Here is a 19,873-nt window from a genome sequence, read left to right as displayed (position 1 = left end):
GCTTATTTCCCCATCCGCTCACGGCTGAGCCGCGCCAGCCATTCAGACACCATTAGCGATGCCAGCGCCAGCACAATTGAAATAATACACAGACGCGCCGCCGCGCCTTCACCGCCCGGCGTTTGAATCAGAGTATACATCGCCGACGGGATGGTTCGCGTCTCGCCGGGGATGTTCGACACAAACGTGATGGTCGCGCCAAACTCGCCCAGCGAGCGGGCGAAGGCCAGCACCGTCCCGACAATAATCCCAGGTAACGTCAGGGGAAGCGTGATGGTGAAAAAGACGCGCCAGCGCCCGGCCCCCAGCGTACGGGCCGCCTGTTCAAGCTTTATGTCCACGCCTTCCAGCGCGAGGCGTATCGCCCTCACCATCAGCGGGAATGACATCACCGCCGCCGCCAGTACCGCACCGCGCCAGCTAAACGCAAACGTCAGCCCAAACCAGTCGTAGAGCTTCTCGCCGATAAAACCGCGCCGCCCCATCGAAATCAGCAACAGGTAACCGACCACCACGGGCGGCAACACGAGCGGAAGATGAAGCACGCTGTCGAGCAGCGTTTTGCCGGGAAACTGACAGCGAACCAGTAACCAGGCAAAGAAGATCCCAAAGGGCAAACTCAGCGCAACCGCCAGGGAAGAGACTTTAAGGCTCAGCAGAACAGCCTGCCATTCAGGATCGGTCAATATCATCAGTGAGTCGTAAATCCGTAACGTTTAAAGATTGCGGACGCTTCCGGCCCCTTCAGGTAATCGCGGAAGGCCGTCACGGTCGCATTTTTATGTCCATCAACAATCGCAACAGGATATTCCACTTTCTTGTGGGAGTCTTCCGGGAACGTTGCGACCACTTTTACACCTTTACTGGCAACGGCATCAGAGCCATACACAATGCCCAGCGGGGCTTCGTTGCGTTCCACCAGCGCCAGCGCGCCGCGGACATCTTCCGCCGGAGCCAGCTTCGGCGACAATGTCTCCCATGCGCCCAGCTTTTGCAGCGCTTCTTTAGCATAAATGCCGGCCGGAACGTGCTCCGGATCGCCCACCGCCAGACGGCCACCGTTCAGCAGGCTCGTCCAGTTGGTCTCTTTGTTGATGGTAATGTCCGCCTGGGCGCTGGCTTTTGGCGCCACGACAACCAGGCTATTCCCCAGCAGCGTTTCGCGGGTTGCCGCATCAATCGCTTTCTTCTCCGCCGCGTAATCCATCCACTTCTGATCGGCAGAGATGAACAGATCCGCCGGTGCGCCCGCTTCTATCTGGCGCGCCAGCGTCGAGGAAGAGGCAAAAGAGGAGACCACCTCGACGTTTTTCTCTTTTTTATACGCCGCCGCGATATCCTGCAGCGCGTTGGTCAGCGACGCCGCCGCAAAGACCGTGATTTTACCGTCGTCCGCCAGCGCGTGGCCGGTAAGTGAAAGCGTCAGCGTTGCCCCTGCGAAAAGGCGTACCCAGGTACGTGCCATTTTTAACTCCTGTGAGTAGCGTTATATACATATTAATATAACGGTAACGTCAGGGAGATCCCAGCGTTAAATCGTACCGCTGAAGAGGTAAACCGGTGTGATACGTTAAATATTATCGGCGAAAACGGGAAAATCTTGAGAGCAAAACGCCCGGACAAGCCGGGCGTTTTGTGGGGAATCAATGCTGCTTTTTAGCCTGGTCTCTGTGACCAATGTTCGAAAAGACGTTGAACACTTCACCCAGGCCGTAGATGGCACCGAGGATGATGGCCATCACTACTGGTACCATGATCACGGCGAATACCAGACTTTTCAACAACTCTAACATGGTTTTCTCCAGATATTGTGAATAGCTTATTCTACCCTTTCAAGTGAGAAAAACATCCCCTTTTGTGCGGTACCCTTTGCGCCCTGCACCATTTGGGTCACAATACTCTTTTTGCCAGGACACTGTTATGCAGGCCGAAATTCTTCTCACACTCCGACTTCAGCAAAAGCTTTTCGCCGATCCGCGACGTATCGCCCTGCTTAAACAAATAGAACAAACAGGCTCGATTAGCCAGGGGGCGAAAAACGCGGGCATCAGCTATAAAAGCGCCTGGGACGCCATCAACGAGATGAACACCCTGAGCGAACAGCCGCTGGTAGACAGAGCCACGGGCGGCAAAGGCGGCGGCGGTGCAATCGTGACACGTTACGGTCAGCGTCTTATTCAGCTTTACGATCTGCTGGCCCGGATCCAGCAAAAAGCGTTTGATGTGTTGAGCGACGACGACGACGTTCCGCTGGACAGTTTGCTGGCCGCCATTTCCCGCTTCTCGTTACAAACCAGCGCCCGCAACCAGTGGTTTGGCACGGTGACGGCGCGCGATAATCTCCAGGTACAGCAGCATATTGAAATCCTGCTTGCCGATGGGACTACCCGTCTGAAAGCCGCCATAACGGCGCAGAGTGCAGAGCGCCTTGAGCTGGACGAAGGGAAAGAGGTGCTGGTGCTGCTGAAAGCACCGTGGGTCAATATCACGCGCGATCCCGACACCGCAAAGGCAGCAGATAACCAGTTGCAGGGCGCAATTAGCCATATCGAACGCGGCCAGGCGCAGTGCGAAGTGCTGATGACCCTGGCAGACGGGCAACGGCTTTGCGCGACAATACCGCTTAGCGAGGCGGACGGTTTAGAAGAAGGTACTGTCGTCACCGCCTGGTTCAACGCAGATCGGGTGATTATCGCCACATTATGCTGAGCACATTGACAATCGCGCCGACAGTGCGTATCCCTGATATCTATTGCTGCAAAAACAGGGATAAATCATGTCATCATTGCATATTTCGCAAGGCACGTTTCGTCTTAGCGATGTCCGAACGCTGACGATTGCTGATTTGACAATACGCGCAGGTGAAAGCTGGGCGTTTGTCGGCACTAACGGCAGCGGTAAATCTGCGCTGGCCCGCGCGCTGGCCGGCGAGCTCAACCTCCTCAAGGGCGAATACCAGAGCACCTTTACGCGCCTGACGCGCCTGTCGTTTGAACAACTGCAAAAGCTGGTCAGCGACGAGTGGCAGCGCAACAACACCGATTTACTCAGCCCTGGCGAAGACGATACCGGCCGTACGACGGCAGAAATTATTCAGGATGAGGTGAAAGACCCCGCCCGCTGTCAGCGCCTGGCAGAACGGTTCGGTATCACCGCCCTGCTGAACCGGCGCTTTAAATACCTTTCGACCGGCGAGACGCGGAAAACGCTGCTTTGTCAGGCGCTGATGAGCGAGCCTGACCTTCTTATTCTGGACGAACCGTTCGACGGTCTTGACGTGCAGTCCCGTGCGCAGCTTGCTGCTCTTCTGGAGTCGCTTAATCGGCAGGGATATACCCTGGTGCTGGTACTTAACCGCTTCGATGAAATTCCGGACTTTATCCAGCACGCGGGCGTACTGGCCGACTGTAACCTGACCGAGACCGGCGAAAAAACCGCACTGCTTAAGCAGGCGCTCATTGCCCAGCTCGCGCACAGCGAACAGCTCGACGGTATTACTCTTCCGGAACCTGACGCCCCTTCGGCCCGCCATGCGCTTGACCCCCACCAGCCGCGCATCGTGCTGCGTGACGGGATGGTCTCTTATGACGATCGCCCGATCCTTAACAGCCTCAGCTGGACGGTCAATCCGGGCGAGCACTGGCAGATCGTCGGCCCTAACGGCGCGGGAAAATCAACGCTGCTGAGCCTCATCACAGGCGATCACCCGCAGGGCTATAGCAACGATCTGACGCTGTTCGGTCGGCGTCGCGGCAGCGGCGAAACCATCTGGGATATTAAAAAACATATCGGCTATGTCAGCAGCAGCCTGCATCTGGATTACCGGGTCAGTACCACGGTACGCAACGTGATCCTCTCCGGCTATTTTGATTCCATCGGTATTTATCAGGCGGTGTCGGACAAACAGCACAAGCTGGCCCAGCAGTGGCTGGATATCCTTGGCATGGACAACCGGGTCGCTGACGCACCGTTTCATAGTCTGTCGTGGGGGCAGCAGCGTCTGGCCCTGATCGTTCGCGCGCTGGTAAAACACCCTACGCTGCTGATCCTCGACGAACCGCTGCAGGGACTCGATCCGCTGAACCGACAGCTTATCCGCCGCTTTGTGGACGTGCTGATTAGCGAAGGTGAAACGCAGCTGCTTTTCGTTTCACACCATGCCGAAGATGCCCCCTCCTGCATCACCCATCGGCTGGAGTTTGTTCCGGACGGTGAGCAGTATCGTTATCTGCAAAGCAAAATCGATTAACCCCCGGAGGGCACCGCCCTCCGTTTTTCAGATAACCTGCACTAAGACATTGCTATCCCGTTGATCTACAATGCCCCACAGCGGCTGATAATCGGACTTTAAAAACAGTGTAAACGATTCCACTATTTTATCCCATGTCACACTTTTCGCGTCTCTGTTATGCTATGGTTATTACATACCATAAGCCCAATGGAGCGAAATATGCGAGTTCTGGTAACAGGTGGTAGCGGTTACATAGGTAGTCATACCTGCGTGCAACTGCTGCAAAACGGTCACGACGTCATCATCCTCGACAACCTGTGCAATAGTAAGCGCAGCGTGCTGCCTGTGATTGAACGTCTTGGCGGTAAACAACCGACTTTTGTAGAAGGCGACATCCGCAACGAAGCGCTGATGACCGAGATCCTTCACGACCACGCCATCGAAGCGGTGATCCACTTCGCAGGTCTGAAAGCGGTCGGTGAATCCGTTGCGAAACCGCTCGAGTATTACGACAACAATGTCAACGGTACTCTGCGTCTCATCTCCGCCATGCGTGCGGCCAACGTCAAAAACTTCATCTTTAGCTCTTCGGCTACCGTCTACGGCGATCAACCCAAAATCCCTTACGTTGAAAGCTTCCCAACCGGGACACCGCAAAGCCCGTACGGCAAGAGCAAACTGATGGTGGAGCAGATCCTGACCGACCTGCAAAAAGCCCAGCCGGAGTGGAGCATCGCGCTGCTGCGCTACTTCAACCCGGTCGGCGCGCATCCGTCCGGCGATATGGGTGAAGATCCGCAGGGCATCCCGAACAACCTGATGCCGTATATCGCGCAGGTTGCCGTGGGTCGCCGCGACTCGCTGGCGATTTTTGGCAATGACTACCCTACCGAAGACGGCACCGGCGTGCGTGACTACATCCACGTCATGGATCTGGCCGACGGCCACGTTGCCGCGATGCAGCAGCTGGCCAACAAGCCGGGCGTGCATATTTACAACCTCGGCGCCGGGGTCGGCAGCAGCGTGCTGGACGTGGTTAACGCCTTCAGCAAAGCCTGCGGTAAGCCGGTGAGCTACCACTTCGCACCGCGTCGTGATGGCGACCTGCCTGCTTACTGGGCCGATGCCACCAAAGCCGACAAAGAGCTTAACTGGCGTGTGACGCGCACGCTTGATGAAATGGCACAGGATACCTGGCACTGGCAGTCACGCCACCCGCAGGGCTATCCGGACTAAGGATCCGTCATGACGCAATTTAATCCCGTCGATCATCCGCATCGTCGCTTTAACCCGTTAAGCGGGCAATGGATTTTGGTTTCTCCGCATCGCGCCAAGCGCCCCTGGCAGGGGGCGCAGGAAACGCCTGCGAAACAAACGCTGCCACAGCACGACCCGGTCTGCTTCCTCTGTCCGGGCAACACGCGCGTCACCGGGGATAAAAACCCGGACTACAAAGGCACCTTCGTCTTCACAAACGATTTTGCCGCCCTGATGACCGACACCCCGGACGCACCGGAAAGCCACGATCCGCTGATGCGCTGCGAAAGCGCGCGCGGTACCAGCCGCGTGATCTGCTTCTCCCCCGATCACAGCAAAACACTGCCGGAGCTGAGCGTGGATGCGCTGAAAGAGGTGGTAAGCACCTGGCAGGCGCAAACCGCCGAGCTGGGTCAAACTTACCCGTGGGTGCAGGTGTTCGAAAACAAAGGCGCGGCTATGGGCTGCTCCAACCCGCATCCGCATGGCCAGGTCTGGGCGAACAGCTTCCTGCCTAACGAAGCCGAGCGTGAAGATCGTCTGCAAAAAGCGTATTACGCGGAAAACGGTTCCCCAATGCTGGTCGATTACACCCGCCGTGAGCTGGCCGACGGCAGCCGCACCGTGGTGGAAACCGAACACTGGCTGGCCGTCGTGCCTTACTGGGCTGCCTGGCCGTTTGAAACGCTGCTGCTGCCGAAAGCGCACGTACAGCGCATCACCGAACTCAGCGACGCGCAGCGCGACGACCTTGCTCTGGCGCTGAAAAAACTGACCAGTCGTTACGACAACCTGTTCCAGTGCTCCTTCCCGTACTCCATGGGCTGGCACGGCGCCCCGTTTAACGGCGAAGAGAATCTACACTGGCAGCTGCACGCCCATTTCTATCCGCCGCTGCTGCGCTCTGCGACGGTGCGTAAATTTATGGTGGGCTATGAAATGCTGGCGGAAACCCAGCGTGACCTGACGGCGGAACAGGCGGCAGAACGTCTGCGTGCCGTTAGCGACGTCCACTATCGCGAATCAGGAGTCTAAAAAAATGAGTCTGAAAGATAAAACACAATCCCTGTTTGCTGAAAAATTTGGCTACCCTGCCACCCACGTTATCCAGGCCCCTGGCCGCGTCAACCTGATTGGTGAACACACCGACTATAACGACGGTTTCGTCCTGCCGTGCGCCATCGATTACCAGACGGTGATCAGCTGTGCGAAGCGCGACGACCGCCAGGTTCGCGTGATTGCAGCGGATTACGGTAATGAGACGGACGCGTTTTCCCTCGATGCCCCGATTGTGACGCACGACAGCCAGCAGTGGTCAAACTACGTGCGCGGCGTGGTGAAGCATCTGCAGAAGCGTAACAAAAACTTTGGCGGTGCAGATTTAGTGATCAGCGGCAACGTGCCACAGGGTGCGGGCTTAAGCTCCTCTGCGTCTCTGGAAGTCGCCGTGGGTACGGTGTTCCAGCAGCTTTATCATTTGCCGCTGGATGGCGCGCAAATCGCCCTGAATGGTCAGGAAGCGGAAAACCAGTTCGTGGGCTGTAACTGCGGCATTATGGACCAGCTGATCTCCGCACTGGGCAAAAAAGAACACGCGCTGCTGATCGACTGCCGCTCGCTGGGCACAAAAGCCGTTCCCCTGCCAAAAGGCGCGGCTGTGGTAATCATCAACAGCAACTTTAAGCGCACGCTGGTGGGCAGCGAGTACAACACCCGCCGCCAACAGTGCGAAACCGGTGCCCGCTTCTTCCAGCAGCCCGCCCTGCGCGACGTAACGCTCAATGAATTTAACAAAGTGGCGCACGAGCTGGATCCGGTCGTCGCCAGGCGCGTTCGTCACGTGCTGACGGAAAATGCCCGTACCGTTGAAGCCGCCTCCGCGCTGGCGAAAGGTGACCTGAAACGTATGGGTGAGCTGATGGCGGAATCTCACGCCTCCATGCGCGATGATTTTGAAATCACCGTTCCACAGATCGACACCCTGGTGGACATCGTCAAAGCCACCATCGGCGACAAAGGTGGCGTGCGCATGACGGGCGGCGGTTTTGGCGGCTGCGTCGTTGCGCTGGTGCCTGAAGAGCTGGTTCCTGCCGTACAGGATGCCGTGGCGAAGCAGTACGAAGCAAAAACAGGTATCAAAGAAACCTTCTATGTTTGCAAAGCATCACAAGGAGCCGGACAGTGCTAAACGAAACACCTACTCTTGCACCGGATGGTCTGCCGTATCGCCTGTTAACCCTGCGCAACAGCGCGGGGATGGTCGTTACGGTGATGGACTGGGGTGCTACCCTTCTTTCTGCCCGCGTACCAATGCCGGACGGCAGCGTGCGCGAGACTCTGCTGGGCTGCGCCTCGCCTGAGCAGTACGTCAATCAGTCCGCCTATCTGGGCGCGTCCGTTGGGCGCTATGCTAACCGAATCGCGAAGAGCCGTTTTGAGCTCGACGGCGTCCAGTACACCCTGCTTCCAAGCCAGGGTGAGAACCAGCTGCACGGCGGACCGGACGGGTTTGATAAACGCCGCTGGAAGATTGTTCGTCAAAACGACGGGGAAGTGCTGTTCTCGCTGGATTCGCCTGACGGCGATCAGGGCTTCCCGGGGAACCTTATCGCGTCCGCGCGCTTTACGCTGACCGACGACAACCGTATCGCCATTGAATACCGTGCGACGGTCGACAAGCCGTGTCCGGTCAACCTGACCAATCACGCGTACTTTAATCTGGACGGTAACCAGTGCGACGTGCGTAACCACAGGCTGCAGATCCTGGCGGATGCCTGGCTGCCGGTTGACGAGATGGGCATTCCGCATCAGGGCCTCAAAGACGTGAGCGGCACCAGCTTTGACTTCCGCAGCGCGAAAACGATCGCCCAGGATTTCCTGAGCGATGACGATCAGCGCAAGGTGAAAGGCTACGACCACGCGTTCCTGCTACAGGCCAAAGGTGATGTGAAACAACCTGCCGCGCAGGTCTGGTCTGCGGATGAGAAGCTGCAGATGACGGTGTATACCACTGCCCCTGCCCTGCAGTTCTACTCAGGTAACTATCTCGGCGGCACAACGGCGCGCGAACACGAAGAGTATAGCGACTGGCAAGGTCTGGCGCTGGAGAGCGAGTTCCTGCCGGACAGCCCGAACCATCCGGAATGGCCGCAGCCGGACTGCGTGCTGCGCCCGGGTAAAGAGTACGTTAGCGTCACAGAGTATCATTTTATTCCGCATTGATTTCCAGCCCTCCCATCGGAGGGCTTTTTTCTGCGCGCCTTGCTGAAAATAGCGCCGATCGCAGACAAAATCATAACCCTGGATTCACAAGCATCTTACACTCAGAGACTATTTTCGCTATGGTTAGGGTTAAGCGTTGCTGGTGGCACGGCCACGGCAATATAATGAGAATTGTTATCATTCTAAAAATGCTTGAGGAGTAAGAGATGGCTATAACTAAGCTGGTCCTGGTGCGTCACGGCGAAAGCCAGTGGAACAACGAAAACCGCTTTACCGGTTGGTACGACGTTGATCTGTCTGAGAAAGGCGTAAGCGAAGCAAAAGCAGCAGGTAAACTGCTGAAGGAAGAAGGCTTCAGCTTTGATTTTGCTTACACCTCTGTGCTGAAACGTGCCATCCACACCCTGTGGAACGTGCTGGACGAACTGGATCAGGCCTGGCTGCCGGTTGAGAAGTCCTGGAAACTGAACGAACGTCACTACGGTGCGCTGCAGGGTCTGAACAAAGCGGAAACCGCTGAGAAATATGGCGACGAGCAGGTTAAACAGTGGCGTCGCGGCTTCGCAATCACCCCGCCAGAGCTGACCAAAGATGACGAGCGTTACCCGGGCCACGACCCGCGTTACGCGAAGCTGACCGACGCTGAGCTGCCAACCACCGAGAGCCTGGCGCTGACCATCGACCGCGTTGTGCCTTACTGGAACGAAACCATTCTGCCACGCCTGAAAAGCGGCGAGCGCGTGATCATCGCAGCTCACGGTAACTCCCTGCGCGCGCTGGTGAAATACCTGGACAACATGGGTGAAGACGAAATCCTCGAACTGAACATCCCAACTGGCGTACCGCTGGTGTATGAGTTCGACGAAAACTTCAAGCCAATCAAACATTACTATCTGGGTAACGCAGAAGAGATCGCGGCGAAAGCAGCGGCTGTCGCGAACCAGGGTAAAGCGAAGTAATTTTCGCCAGACATAAAAAAAGCGCGGAGCCTTCCGCGCTTTTTTATTTGTGCCTGATAATTCAGCCGCGACGCGTTTTTACCGCATTCGCCAGCTGACGCAGGATGGTATCGGTATCGTCCCAGCCGATGCAGGCATCGGTCACGCTTTTGCCATACACCAGCGGTTCGCTGCCTTCCAGATTCTGGTTACCTTCAACCAGATGGCTTTCGATCATCACCCCAATCACCGCCTTCTCACCGCCGGCAATCTGCTGACAGACGTCTGCACCCACTTCCATCTGCTTTTTAAACTGCTTGCTGGAGTTGGCGTGGCTGAAATCGATCATCACCTGCGGTGGCAGCCCGGCTTTTTCCAGCCCGACCTTCACTTCTGCCACGTGTTTTGCGCTGTAGTTCGGCTCTTTGCCGCCGCGCAGAATGATATGGCAGTCGCCGTTACCGCTGGTGTTAACGATGGCGGAGTGACCCCATTTGGTCACCGACAGGAAGCAGTGCGGCGCGCCCGCTGCGTTGATGGCGTCAATGGCGACCTTGATGGTGCCATCAGTGCCGTTTTTGAAACCCACCGGGCAAGAGAGACCGGACGCCAGCTCGCGGTGCACCTGAGATTCAGTGGTACGGGCACCAATTGCGCCCCAGCTCATCAGGTCTGCCAGGTATTGTGGCGTAATCATGTCCAGGAATTCACCGGCCGCAGGCAGGCCGCTGTCGTTGATCTCCAGCAGCAGCTTGCGGGCAATGCGCAGACCGTCGTTGATCTGGAAGCTGTTATCCATATGCGGATCGTTAATCAGCCCTTTCCAGCCCACGGTGGTGCGCGGTTTTTCAAAATAGACGCGCATGACGATTTCCAGCTCGTCCTTCAGCTCTTCACGCAGGGTGAGCAGACGGGCAGCGTATTCTTTCGCGGCTGCAGGATCGTGAATGGAGCACGGGCCAATCACCACCAGAAGACGATCGTCATTACCTTTCAGGATCTTATGGATCGCTTTACGTGCATGAGAAACCGTGTTTGCGGCATTTTCAGTGGCGGGGAATTTCTCAAGGAGTGCTACAGGAGGTAATAACTCATTGATCTCTTTGATGCGTAAATCGTCGTTCTGATAATTCATTTTCTTTCCAGCTCTGCCATATCTTTAGTAATGAAAGCAATCCTTTCAATCTATCTTGTCGACCAGGAAGTGTAAACACGGTTTTACACTTCACGCAGATAATTCCTGGAATTCGCCTAAAAATCGCCACAAAATAGCGAAAAATGAGATCTAACCTAAGCTTTTTAACTGTAACAACCAATTTTACACGCTTAAACGCGATTCCCTACTGACGTAAGTCCGTAAGGCGGAATCTTTCGCCTCTGAAAAAGATGCACTGTTGGAGAATGTTATCCAGCGTAACGACAAGAACAGGAGCACCATGATGAAAATGACAAAACTGGCAACCCTCTTCCTGACCGCCACACTCACTCTGGCCAGCGGCAGCGTCCTGGCCGCGGAAACGGGCACATCAGACAGCAACGGGGATGCAAATGCGGCTGCGGCTGCAGGCCAGCCCGCCCCAGATGCGAAACAGAATATCGCCCCGAATAATGTCGACAACAACCAGATCAATACCGGGAACACCAACACCGGCGGCACGATGCTGCATCCCAACGGCAGCGGTTCCGGTACCATGAATCATGACAATATGAGTTCGGATGAGGTTCATAAGAACTCGATGTGTAAGGACGGCAAATGCCCGAACCCTAACGACAAAGTGGGTAACGACGCCAATACCAAAACTGATGGCACCACCCAGTAATTTGTTATGAACCGTCAGAAAAAGGAGAGCCCAGGCTCTCCTTTCTTTTTGGAGTAACCTATTAAAAACGCTACACTAAAAACAATAACACTTCAGGAAAGCAGACATGGCGCACTCCCATTCCCACTCGCATTCTCCCGGCAACGACAACGCTAAACGACTGATGCTGGCCTTTGGCGTCACGGCAACGTTTATGATTATCGAGGTCATTGGCGGCCTGGTTTCCGGCTCTCTGGCGCTTCTGGCCGATGCCGGACATATGCTGACCGATGCCGCCGCCCTGCTCTTCGCCCTGCTGGCGGTGCAGTTCGCGCGTCGTCCACCAAATGCGCGCCACACATTCGGCTGGCTGAGGCTGACCACCCTGGCCGCGTTTGTTAACGCCATTGCGCTGGTGGTCATTACCGTGCTTATCGTCTGGGAGGCCGTACAGCGCTTCCGGCATCCTCAGCCGATCGCCGGAGCGACCATGATGGTGATTGCCGTGGCAGGGCTGCTGGCGAATATCCTGGCCTTCTGGATTCTGCACCGCGGCAGCGGAGAAAAGAACCTCAACGTGCGCGCGGCAGCGCTGCATGTTCTGGGGGATTTACTCGGTTCCGTCGGGGCGATTGTCGCCGCGCTGGTGATCCTCTATACCGGCTGGACGCCTGTCGATCCGATTCTGTCCGTGCTGGTGTCGTGTCTGGTCTTACGCAGTGCCTGGCGGCTGTTGAAGGAGAGCGTGAATGAACTGCTCGAAGGGGCACCGGCATCCATGGATATTGACGAACTGAAGCGCAACTTGCGCCGTTCAGTCCCGGAAGTCCGCAATGTTCATCATGTGCACGTCTGGCTGGTGGGGGAAAAACCGGTCATGACGCTGCACGTCCAGGTGATCCCGCCTCACGACCACGATGCGCTGCTGGAACGCATCCAGCATTTTCTTGAGCATCACTACGAAATTGGCCACTCCACCATCCAGATGGAGTATCAGCCCTGTAACGGGCCGGACTGCCACCTTAACGAGGCGCAGTCCGGACATTCACATCATCATCACCACTAGCTGGAAAGCGCGTGAGAGCCTCGCTCACGCGCGCTGTTAATCCACATACGGCTGCCGTTAAGCGCAATGAAGGTCAGCAGCAGATATTCCAGCGACATCGCATAGACGCCCTGCAGGGCGAAGATCGCCACGCTGATCACGTTGATGATGACCCACAGCAGCCAGTTCTCAACGTATTTACGGGTCATCAGGATCATCGCCGCAATCGACAGCACCATCATGCAGGAATCCCAGAACGGGAAAGCATCCGGCTGCAGCTCTGGCATCGTCACGTTCAGGCCGATGCCAGACATGACCGAAACGGCGACGCGGGTCAGGAACGCAAACACCGGGTTGATGTAGACGGTCATTAAGCCAATCGCCAGCACGCAGGCGACGAACCAGGCGATGGCTTTCGGCAAGGGCAGCCAGCGGATCTGCAGCTCTGCCTCCTGCTGGCTGTTCTGACGCGACCACGCGTACCAGCCGTAGATATTGGCGGCGAAGAAGAACAGCTGTAAAAGCAGGCTGGCGTAAAGCTGGATCTGGAAGAAGATAATCGCAAACAGCGTGACGTTAATCAGCCCGAACGCATAGTTGCTGATCTTCTCCAGGCTTGCCAGCCAGATACAGAGTAATCCCGCCAGTGTGCCAACGGCCTCAATCCATGACAGGTTATAGCCACCTGCACCAATCGGTATATGAACCAGAATGTTATGTGTGCTAAAAAAATCCATCTTTTCTCCGCGGCGTGTTGAATTAAGTACGTAGTGTAGCCGCAAAATCCAGCATGCGGTTAAGCGGAATCAACGCACCTTCACGCAGAGCGGCATCCACATGGATTTCATGTGCTGCACCGCCTGTCTCGAGCCCTTCGGCAATGGCCTTCAGGCCGTTCATCGCCATCCACGGGCAATGGGCACAGCTGCGACACGTTGCGCCCTCACCCGCCGTTGGCGCTTCAAGGAGCTCTTTCTCCGGCACGGCCTGCTGCATCTTATAGAAGATACCGCGATCGGTCGCCACGATGAGCTGCTTGTGAGGCAACGTCCTTGCCGCATTGATAAGCTGGCTGGTTGAGCCCACGGCATCCGCCATGTCGACAATTGACTGCGGTGACTCAGGGTGAACAAGAATGGCGGCGTCAGGATAAAGTGCCTTCATGCGCGCCAGCGCCTGAGTTTTGAATTCGTCGTGCACAATGCAGGCGCCCTGCCAGCAGAGAACGTCAGCCCCCGTCTGCTTCTGGACATAATTTCCAAGATGACGGTCAGGCGCCCAGATAATTTTCTCTCCCAGACTGTCCAGATGTTCAATCAGCTCAACGGCGATGCTCGACGTGACTACCCAGTCGGCCCGCGCTTTTACCGCCGCAGAGGTGTTGGCGTAAACCACCACGGTCCGATCGGGGTGGGCGTCGCAGAAGGCCGTGAATTCGTCAATCGGACAGCCCAGATCCAGTGAACACTCTGCGTTAAGCGTGGGCATCAGAATGGTTTTTTCAGGGCTCAGGATCTTTGCCGTTTCGCCCATAAAACGCACGCCAGCAACCAGTAGCGTGGAAGCGGGGTGTCGTGCACCGAAGCGTGCCATCTCCAGTGAGTCAGAAATGCAGCCTCCGGTCTCTTCAGCCAGCTGCTGAATTTCCGGGTCGGTGTAGTAATGGGCCACCATTACCGCATCGCGCTCTTTAAGAAGACGTTTGATCTTCTCGCGGTAGAATTGCTTTTCATCCTGGCTCAGCGGGACAGGCTTTGGCGGAAACGGATAGATTGCGGCTTCAGGATCAAACATCACACTCATTATGGCTTCTCGTTTTACTGGCTTAACAATATTGCCTTTCTTTTGCCTGACATAGCAAAACGCGTGGCAATTGTGTTTTGTATACTAAACAAGATAGCGAATCTGGAGTGAAAAGTCACCGGGAATAGATGGGCGGAGCATTTGTTGTACCGCAGATAGCAAAAAGGCGCCTTTAGGGCGCCTTTCTACACTGGTGGGTCGTGCAGGATTCGAACCTGCGACCAATTGATTAAAAGTCAACTGCTCTACCAACTGAGCTAACGACCCCTTGCGGGATTTTTTTCTTCGAAGTGGTGGGTCGTGCAGGATTCGAACCTGCGACCAATTGATTAAAAGTCAACTGCTCTACCAACTGAGCTAACGACCCATTCGGGTGCTGACTTCGAAGATTTTTACTCGGTACCACCGGAGAGTGGTGGGTCGTGCAGGATGACTCGGCTTCGCCTCGCCCTTCGGGCCGTTGCTAAAGCAACGTTATCCTTCACGTTTAATATCTGAGTAAGATATTAAAATTGGTGGGTCGTGCAGGATTCGAACCTGCGACCAATTGATTAAAAGTCAACTGCTCTACCAACTGAGCTAACGACCCGAGTGGTGGGTGATGACGGGCTCGAACCGCCGACCCCCTCCGTGTAAAGGAGATGCTCTACCAACTGAGCTAATCACCCACTCTGTACTGCCGGTATGCGTTAAGTGGTGGGTCGTGCAGGATGACTCGGCTTCGCCTCGCCCTACGGGCCGTTGCTGACGCAACGTTATCCTTCACGTTTTACTACTACTTCCACCTGACTTAGTGGTGGGTCGTGCAGGATTCGAACCTGCGACCAATTGATTAAAAGTCAACTGCTCTACCAACTGAGCTAACGACCCACTTTTACGCTGTTTTCACGTTGTTTGATATCCCGTGGCAACGGCGGCATATATTACTGATTTAAGAATTCAGCGCAACAAAAATTTCGATGAAGATCACTTAACTGCTTAGTAATCATGCTGCACGACCAGAAATAACGCGATTTCTGGTCATGCGATAATCATCCCATCGAATTCAGACGTTTTTGCGCCTGCTTAGCACCTTCGGTACCCGGGAATTTAGAGACCACCTGCTGATAAACCGCTTTGGCTTTCGCAGTGTCGCCTTTGTCCTGCATGATGACGCCCACTTTGTACATCGCATCAGGCGCTTTTGGCGATTTCGGGTAGTTTTTTACCACGGAGGCAAAATAAAACGCCGCATCGTCCTTTTTACCCTTGTTGTAATTCAGCTGACCGAGCCAGTAATTCGCATTTGGCTGATAAGTGGAATCAGGGTATTTCTTAACAAAGTTCTGAAACGCAGCAAGCGCGTCATCCTGACGAGATTGATCCTGCACCAGGGCAATGGCCGCGTTGTAGTCCGTATTCGCGTCACCGCTCTGCACAGGCGCACCTGTTGAAGCAGAAGCATCCGCAGCCGGAGCTGATGTCGCTGCACCGCTCTGATCGCCCGCGGCTGGCTGTGCTTGTGCTGCTGCACCACCGCTGCTCAGGCTATCCATCTGCAGCAAAATCTGCTTCTGACGTTCCACAACCTGGTTAAGCTGATACTGGCTTTCCTGAATCTGCCCACGGAGAGCGTCAATATCATTCTGGTTATCGGAGAGCTGTTGCTGGAGTTGGGTTAAAAGCTGGCTGTGAGCGTTAGAAATACGCTCGAGTTGAGTGACCCGGTCTTCTACCGAGCCTGAGCCGACACTACTGATTGGTGCCTGAGCAAAAGCGGCCCAGGGGGCCGCTATTCCAACCAGTAACGACAGACTCAACAGATGATGTCTGAAGTTACTGCTCATGCAATTCTCTTAGTAAACCAGTACGGCACGACGGTTTTTGGAGTAAGCCGCTTCGTCGTGACCCAGTACTGCAGGTTTTTCTTTACCGTAAGAAACGATGGAGATCTGGTCAGCAGAAACGCCTTTACCCTGCAGGTACATTTTAACAGCGTTAGCACGACGTTCACCCAGGGAGATGTTGTACTCTGGAGTACCACGTTCGTCCGCGTGACCTTCTACGGTGACTTTGTAAGATGGGTTGCTACGCAGGAAGTTAGCGTGCGCATCCAGCATCGCAGCGAAGTCAGAACGGATGTCGTATTTATCCAGATCGAAGTAAACGATGTTGTTCTGCTGCAGCTGCTGCATCTGAAGACGCGCTTGCTCTTCAGAAGACATGTTGCCATTGCCGTTCGCGTCCATACCGGTGCCGGCACCCATCATGCCTTCGCCGCTCTGGTCATTGCTTGCGTTCTTGTTAGAAGAACACGCTGCGATTGCCATTACAGGCAGAGCGATCATCAGCCCCTTCAGCACTTTGTTCAGTTGCATTTCTATGATTCCTTTAGTAATCAATTAATTATTATTTACAGATACGGCGACCAGGCAGGAGATTTTACCTGTCCATCAGTTGCCGGAATACGCGCTTTGAAACGCCCATCTGTAGAAACCAGATTCAGCACAGATCCCATCCCCTGAGAAGAGCTGTAGATTACCATCGTGCCGTTAGGTGCCAGACTTGGCGTTTCATCCAGGAACGTTGACGACAGAACTTGAACGCCACCCGCTACCAGATCTTGTTTGGCAATGTGCTGCTGCCCACCGTTGGAGCTCACCATTACCATAAATTTACCGTCGCTGCTCACGTCTGAGTTCTGGTTCTGCGAACCTTCCCAGGTAATACGCTGCGGAGCACCGCCGTTGATGTTGACTTTGTAGATTTGTGGACGGCCAGCCTGGTCAGAGGTAAACGCCAGGTTTTGACTGTCCGGGAACCATGAAGGTTCGGTGTTGTTGCTGCGACCGTCGGTCACCTGACGGATCTGGCCAGAGCCAATGTCCATCACGTACAAGTTCAGGCTACCGGTTTTTGACAGCGCAAACGCCAGTTTAGAACCGTCCGGAGAGAACGAAGGCGCACCGTTGTGACGTGGGAAAGATGCTACCTGACGAACAGCACCGTTTGCCAGCGTCTGGATAACCAGTGCTGAACGGCCACTTTCGAAGGTGACATACGCCAGTTTAGAACCGTCCGGAGACCAGGCTGGAGACATCAGCGGCTGTGAAGAACGTTTCACCAGGAACTGGTTGTAGCCGTCGTAGTCAGATACGCGCAGCTCATACGGGAACTGACCACCGTTGGTCTGCACCACATAAGCAATACGGGTACGGAACGCACCTTTAATACCGGTCAGTTTTTCGAATACCGCATCGCTGGCAGCGTGAGCCGCGTAGCGCAGGTACTGCTTAGTGACCTTGTAAGAGTTCTGAGCCAGAACGGTACCCGGTGCACCGCCGGTATCCACCAGCTGCCAGGCCACGTTGTAAGAGCCGTCCGGGTTAGGCGTAACCTGACCCACAACCACGGCATCAATACCCAGTGCAGACCATGCTGCAGGCTGTACTTCCTGCGCGCTACCCGGCTGCTGAGGCAGACGAGAACGATCTAACGGGTTGAATTTACCGCTATTACGAAGGTCAGCCGCCACGATGCCACCGGCATCTTCAGGTGCAGCGCCAGGACCGGCCCACTGGAACGGAACAACACCGATTGGGCGTGCCGAGTCCACCCCCTGGGTGATCTCGATACGTACTTCTGCGTGCAGTACTGCTGCCCACAGCATTAAAAAACCAAATGCTACACGTAATGCCTGCTTCATCATATCTCCCTTATCCGGGTAACCTTACCCACGATAATTTAGCAGAATGTTAACAAACTCAAATAGACAAAACTACCCGAACCCTGTGACTAAACCTGGTCTATTTTTCCCCGTTTGCACGGGGAAAATGTAACTTAAGGTTTGAAGTCCAGCGGCGCATTTTTGAAGACTTCGTAAACTGCCTGAGACGGCGGTTTCGGCATCTTCGCCTGACGCGCTGCAGCCAGGGCCGCAGTACATAAAGCCGGGTCGCCACCTTCCGACTTGATATCCAGCAGCATGCCGTCCGGAGCCAGTTTTATACGCAGCGTACACGTTTTACCGGTATAGGAAGACGCATCATAGAATCGGCTTTCAATAGCGGATTTAATCTGCGCGGCATAACCGTTGATTTCAGCCCCGGTCGCACCGTTACTCTTAGTGTTACCACTTCCGGTCGGCGCTGCGTTGTTTCCTTTCGCCCCACCACCCGTTTTCGGTGCATTCTTACCGGAGCTCAAATCGCCCAGCAGATCGTCAACCCCTGCGGCGGCAGCGGCTTTTTCAGCTGCGGCAGCCTTTTTAGCAGCCGCTTTTTCAGCTGCGGCTTTCTTATCGGCAGCGGCCTTCTCAGCTGCAGCTTTTTTATCAGCAGCGGCTTTTTCCGCGGCAGCTGCTTTTTCTGCTGCCGCTTTCTCAGCAGCAGCCGCTTTCTTAGCGGCCTCGGCAGCAGCTTTCTTCTCTGCGTCCTGAGCGGCTTTCTTCGCGGCTTCCGCTTCAGCTTTCTTCTGAGCATCAGCAGCGGCTTTCTTCGCGGCTTCCGCTTCGGCTTTCTTCTGAGCATCAGCAGCGGCTTTCTTCGCCGCTTCCGCTTCAGCTTTCTTCTGAGCATCTGCAGCAGCTTTCTTCGCCGCTTCTGCTTCAGCTTTCTTCTGAGCATCAGCAGCGGCTTTCTTCGCCGCTTCTGCCGCTAATTTCGCCTGGGCATCAGCCTGCGCTTTCGCGTCCGCTGCGGCTTTTGCTGCCGCCTCTTCCGCCTGCTTTTGCTGTTCCTGTGCTTTCTTCGCGGCCTCTTCGGCTTGTTTCTGCTGTTCCGCCTGCTCTTTCGCAGCTTCCTGCGCCTGCAAACGTTCTTTCTCAAGCTGCTTCAGACGTTCCTGCTCTGCGGCCTGCTTTTCACGCAGCTCTTCCGCCTGCTGTTGCGACTGTTTTTCACGCTGCTCTTCAGCCCGTTTGGCACTCGCCTTCTGCTGTTGTTCGCGATTATAGTTCTGTACTACCGCACCGGGATCCACCATCACGGCTTCAATGGAAGACCCTCCACCGCCGCCGGCTGATGCATCAATATGCTCGTCGAACGAACTCCAGATCAGCGCTGCAAAGAGAATAACGTGCAGCACTGCGGAGACGATTATCGCTCGCTTAAGCTTGTCGTTCTGTTCGGTTGCCTTTGACACTATCGGTTCCCAAAAACTACGCGGATGATCAAATAGGTTGGGTCATTAAGCCAACTGACTTAACACCCGCACTATGTAGCAAGTTCAGCGCTTTAATAATTTCATCGTAGGGTACGTCTTTCGCGCCACCGATTAAGAAGACCGTTTTCGGATTTGACTCCAGGCGACGCTGCGCTTCAGCAATCACCTGCTCAGGCGGCAGCTGATCCATACGATCTTTCTCTACCACGACGCTGTATTGCCCTACGCCGGAAACCTCAATGATAACCGGAGGATCGTCATTGGTGCTCACCGCCTGTGATTCTGTCGCATCCGGCAGATCCACTTCCACGCTCTGGGTAATGATTGGCGCTGTCGCCATGAAGATCAGCAGCAGTACCAACAGGACGTCCAGCAGTGGAACGATATTGATTTCGGACTTGAGCTCGCGACGACCTCGTCCACGCGATCTGGCCAT

At 55.3% G+C, this 19,873-nt stretch carries 20 protein-coding genes and 5 tRNA genes; 9 read left to right on the top strand and 16 right to left on the bottom strand.

Annotated elements, in window-relative coordinates; translation table 11 throughout:
• Positions 1-2: 2 nt before the first annotated feature.
• The 3 genes from modB to P349_RS23035 form a co-directional block, all read right to left on the bottom strand.
• A complete protein-coding gene (gene modB, locus P349_RS23025; RefSeq protein WP_032649484.1) occupies positions 3-692 on the bottom strand; it encodes a molybdate ABC transporter permease subunit in 690 nt (229 codons plus the stop codon).
• Positions 692-1,465 carry a molybdate ABC transporter substrate-binding protein gene (gene modA, locus P349_RS23030; protein WP_032649486.1) on the bottom strand — a complete coding sequence of 258 codons (774 nt, stop codon included), beginning with the start codon at positions 1,463-1,465 and terminating at the stop codon, positions 692-694. The genes modB and modA overlap by 1 nt, the downstream gene beginning before the upstream one ends.
• A 178-nt stretch (positions 1,466-1,643) precedes the next feature.
• Positions 1,644-1,793 carry an AcrZ family multidrug efflux pump-associated protein gene (locus tag P349_RS23035; RefSeq protein WP_008501118.1) on the bottom strand — a complete coding sequence of 50 codons (150 nt, stop codon included), beginning with the start codon at positions 1,791-1,793 and terminating at the stop codon, positions 1,644-1,646.
• Between the two features lie 127 nt (positions 1,794-1,920).
• Between P349_RS23035 and modE the strand changes: the two genes are divergently transcribed.
• The 7 genes from modE (at position 1,921) to gpmA (ending at position 9,669) form a co-directional block, all read left to right on the top strand.
• The gene (modE, locus tag P349_RS23040; RefSeq protein WP_032649488.1) at positions 1,921-2,709 is read left to right on the top strand and encodes a molybdenum-dependent transcriptional regulator; all 789 of its coding nucleotides are present in this window, start codon (positions 1,921-1,923) and stop codon (positions 2,707-2,709) included.
• A 67-nt stretch (positions 2,710-2,776) separates the two neighbouring features.
• Positions 2,777-4,249 carry a molybdate ABC transporter ATP-binding protein ModF gene (modF, locus tag P349_RS23045; protein ID WP_032649489.1) on the top strand — a complete coding sequence of 491 codons (1,473 nt, stop codon included), beginning with the start codon at positions 2,777-2,779 and terminating at the stop codon, positions 4,247-4,249.
• A 201-nt stretch (positions 4,250-4,450) separates the two neighbouring features.
• Positions 4,451-5,467, top strand: a complete 1,017-nt coding sequence (gene galE, locus P349_RS23050) for a UDP-glucose 4-epimerase GalE (protein WP_024908784.1) — start codon at positions 4,451-4,453, stop codon at positions 5,465-5,467.
• A 9-nt stretch (positions 5,468-5,476) separates the two neighbouring features.
• Entirely contained in the window at positions 5,477-6,523 is a 1,047-nt protein-coding gene (gene galT / locus P349_RS23055; protein ID WP_032649491.1) for a galactose-1-phosphate uridylyltransferase, read from the top strand.
• Positions 6,524-6,527: 4 nt separating this feature from the next.
• A complete protein-coding gene (galK, locus tag P349_RS23060; RefSeq protein WP_032649494.1) occupies positions 6,528-7,676 on the top strand; it encodes a galactokinase in 1,149 nt (382 codons plus the stop codon).
• Positions 7,670-8,710, top strand: a complete 1,041-nt coding sequence (gene galM, locus P349_RS23065) for a galactose-1-epimerase (RefSeq protein ID WP_032649496.1) — start codon at positions 7,670-7,672, stop codon at positions 8,708-8,710. The genes galK and galM overlap by 7 nt, the downstream gene beginning before the upstream one ends.
• 206 nt (positions 8,711-8,916) lie before the next feature.
• A complete protein-coding gene (gene gpmA, locus P349_RS23070; protein ID WP_023310804.1) occupies positions 8,917-9,669 on the top strand; it encodes a 2,3-diphosphoglycerate-dependent phosphoglycerate mutase in 753 nt (250 codons plus the stop codon).
• Between the two features lie 61 nt (positions 9,670-9,730).
• Here gpmA and aroG read toward each other — a convergent pair whose 3' ends face one another.
• On the bottom strand, positions 9,731-10,783 hold the full coding sequence (aroG, locus tag P349_RS23075; protein ID WP_032649498.1) for a 3-deoxy-7-phosphoheptulonate synthase AroG: 1,053 nt from the start codon (positions 10,781-10,783) through the stop codon (positions 9,731-9,733).
• 304 nt (positions 10,784-11,087) lie between these two features.
• On the opposite strand from aroG, the gene P349_RS23080 reads away from it, so the two are divergent.
• Together P349_RS23080 and zitB are read left to right on the top strand one after the other, a co-directional pair.
• Positions 11,088-11,468, top strand: a complete 381-nt coding sequence (locus P349_RS23080) for a protein YbgS (protein ID WP_032649499.1) — start codon at positions 11,088-11,090, stop codon at positions 11,466-11,468.
• 106 nt (positions 11,469-11,574) lie between these two features.
• On the top strand, positions 11,575-12,513 hold the full coding sequence (gene zitB, locus P349_RS23085) for a CDF family zinc transporter ZitB (protein WP_032649502.1): 939 nt from the start codon (positions 11,575-11,577) through the stop codon (positions 12,511-12,513).
• On the opposite strand, the gene pnuC is transcribed toward zitB, so the two are convergent.
• The 12 genes from pnuC to tolR all read right to left on the bottom strand — a co-directional run bounded on the left by pnuC (position 12,510) and on the right by tolR (position 19,873).
• The gene (pnuC, locus tag P349_RS23090) at positions 12,510-13,229 is read right to left on the bottom strand and encodes a nicotinamide riboside transporter PnuC (RefSeq protein WP_032649504.1); all 720 of its coding nucleotides are present in this window, start codon (positions 13,227-13,229) and stop codon (positions 12,510-12,512) included. The genes zitB and pnuC overlap by 4 nt on opposite strands.
• A 22-nt stretch (positions 13,230-13,251) precedes the next feature.
• Entirely contained in the window at positions 13,252-14,295 is a 1,044-nt protein-coding gene (gene nadA, locus P349_RS23095) for a quinolinate synthase NadA (RefSeq protein ID WP_008501105.1), read from the bottom strand.
• 191 nt (positions 14,296-14,486) lie between these two features.
• Positions 14,487-14,562: transfer RNA gene (locus P349_RS23100), tRNA-Lys, on the bottom strand.
• A 24-nt stretch (positions 14,563-14,586) separates the two neighbouring features.
• Positions 14,587-14,662, bottom strand: a tRNA-Lys gene (locus tag P349_RS23105).
• A 146-nt stretch (positions 14,663-14,808) separates the two neighbouring features.
• Positions 14,809-14,884: transfer RNA gene (locus P349_RS23110), tRNA-Lys, on the bottom strand.
• A gap of 3 nt (positions 14,885-14,887) precedes the next feature.
• Positions 14,888-14,963 (bottom strand) — tRNA-Val (locus tag P349_RS23115).
• 126 nt (positions 14,964-15,089) lie between these two features.
• Positions 15,090-15,165: transfer RNA gene (locus tag P349_RS23120), tRNA-Lys, on the bottom strand.
• Between the two features lie 161 nt (positions 15,166-15,326).
• Positions 15,327-16,121, bottom strand: coding sequence for a cell division protein CpoB (gene cpoB / locus P349_RS23125; protein WP_032649506.1), 795 nt, complete (start codon positions 16,119-16,121; stop codon positions 15,327-15,329).
• Between the two features lie 9 nt (positions 16,122-16,130).
• The gene (gene pal / locus P349_RS23130) at positions 16,131-16,652 is read right to left on the bottom strand and encodes a peptidoglycan-associated lipoprotein Pal (RefSeq protein ID WP_003858578.1); all 522 of its coding nucleotides are present in this window, start codon (positions 16,650-16,652) and stop codon (positions 16,131-16,133) included.
• 35 nt (positions 16,653-16,687) lie between these two features.
• Complete coding sequence (gene tolB / locus P349_RS23135) at positions 16,688-17,980, bottom strand: Tol-Pal system beta propeller repeat protein TolB (protein ID WP_032649508.1); 1,293 nt, start codon at positions 17,978-17,980, stop codon at positions 16,688-16,690.
• A 134-nt stretch (positions 17,981-18,114) separates the two neighbouring features.
• A complete protein-coding gene (tolA, locus tag P349_RS23140; protein WP_032649510.1) occupies positions 18,115-19,416 on the bottom strand; it encodes a cell envelope integrity protein TolA in 1,302 nt (433 codons plus the stop codon).
• Positions 19,417-19,444: 28 nt separating this feature from the next.
• On the bottom strand, positions 19,445-19,873 hold the full coding sequence (tolR, locus tag P349_RS23145) for a colicin uptake protein TolR (RefSeq protein WP_003858589.1): 429 nt from the start codon (positions 19,871-19,873) through the stop codon (positions 19,445-19,447).

This window comes from Enterobacter sp. DC4 (assembly GCF_000568095.1).
Lineage (GTDB): Bacteria > Pseudomonadota > Gammaproteobacteria > Enterobacterales > Enterobacteriaceae > Enterobacter > Enterobacter pseudoroggenkampii.
This window is presented reverse-complemented; position numbering and strand designations above follow the sequence as displayed.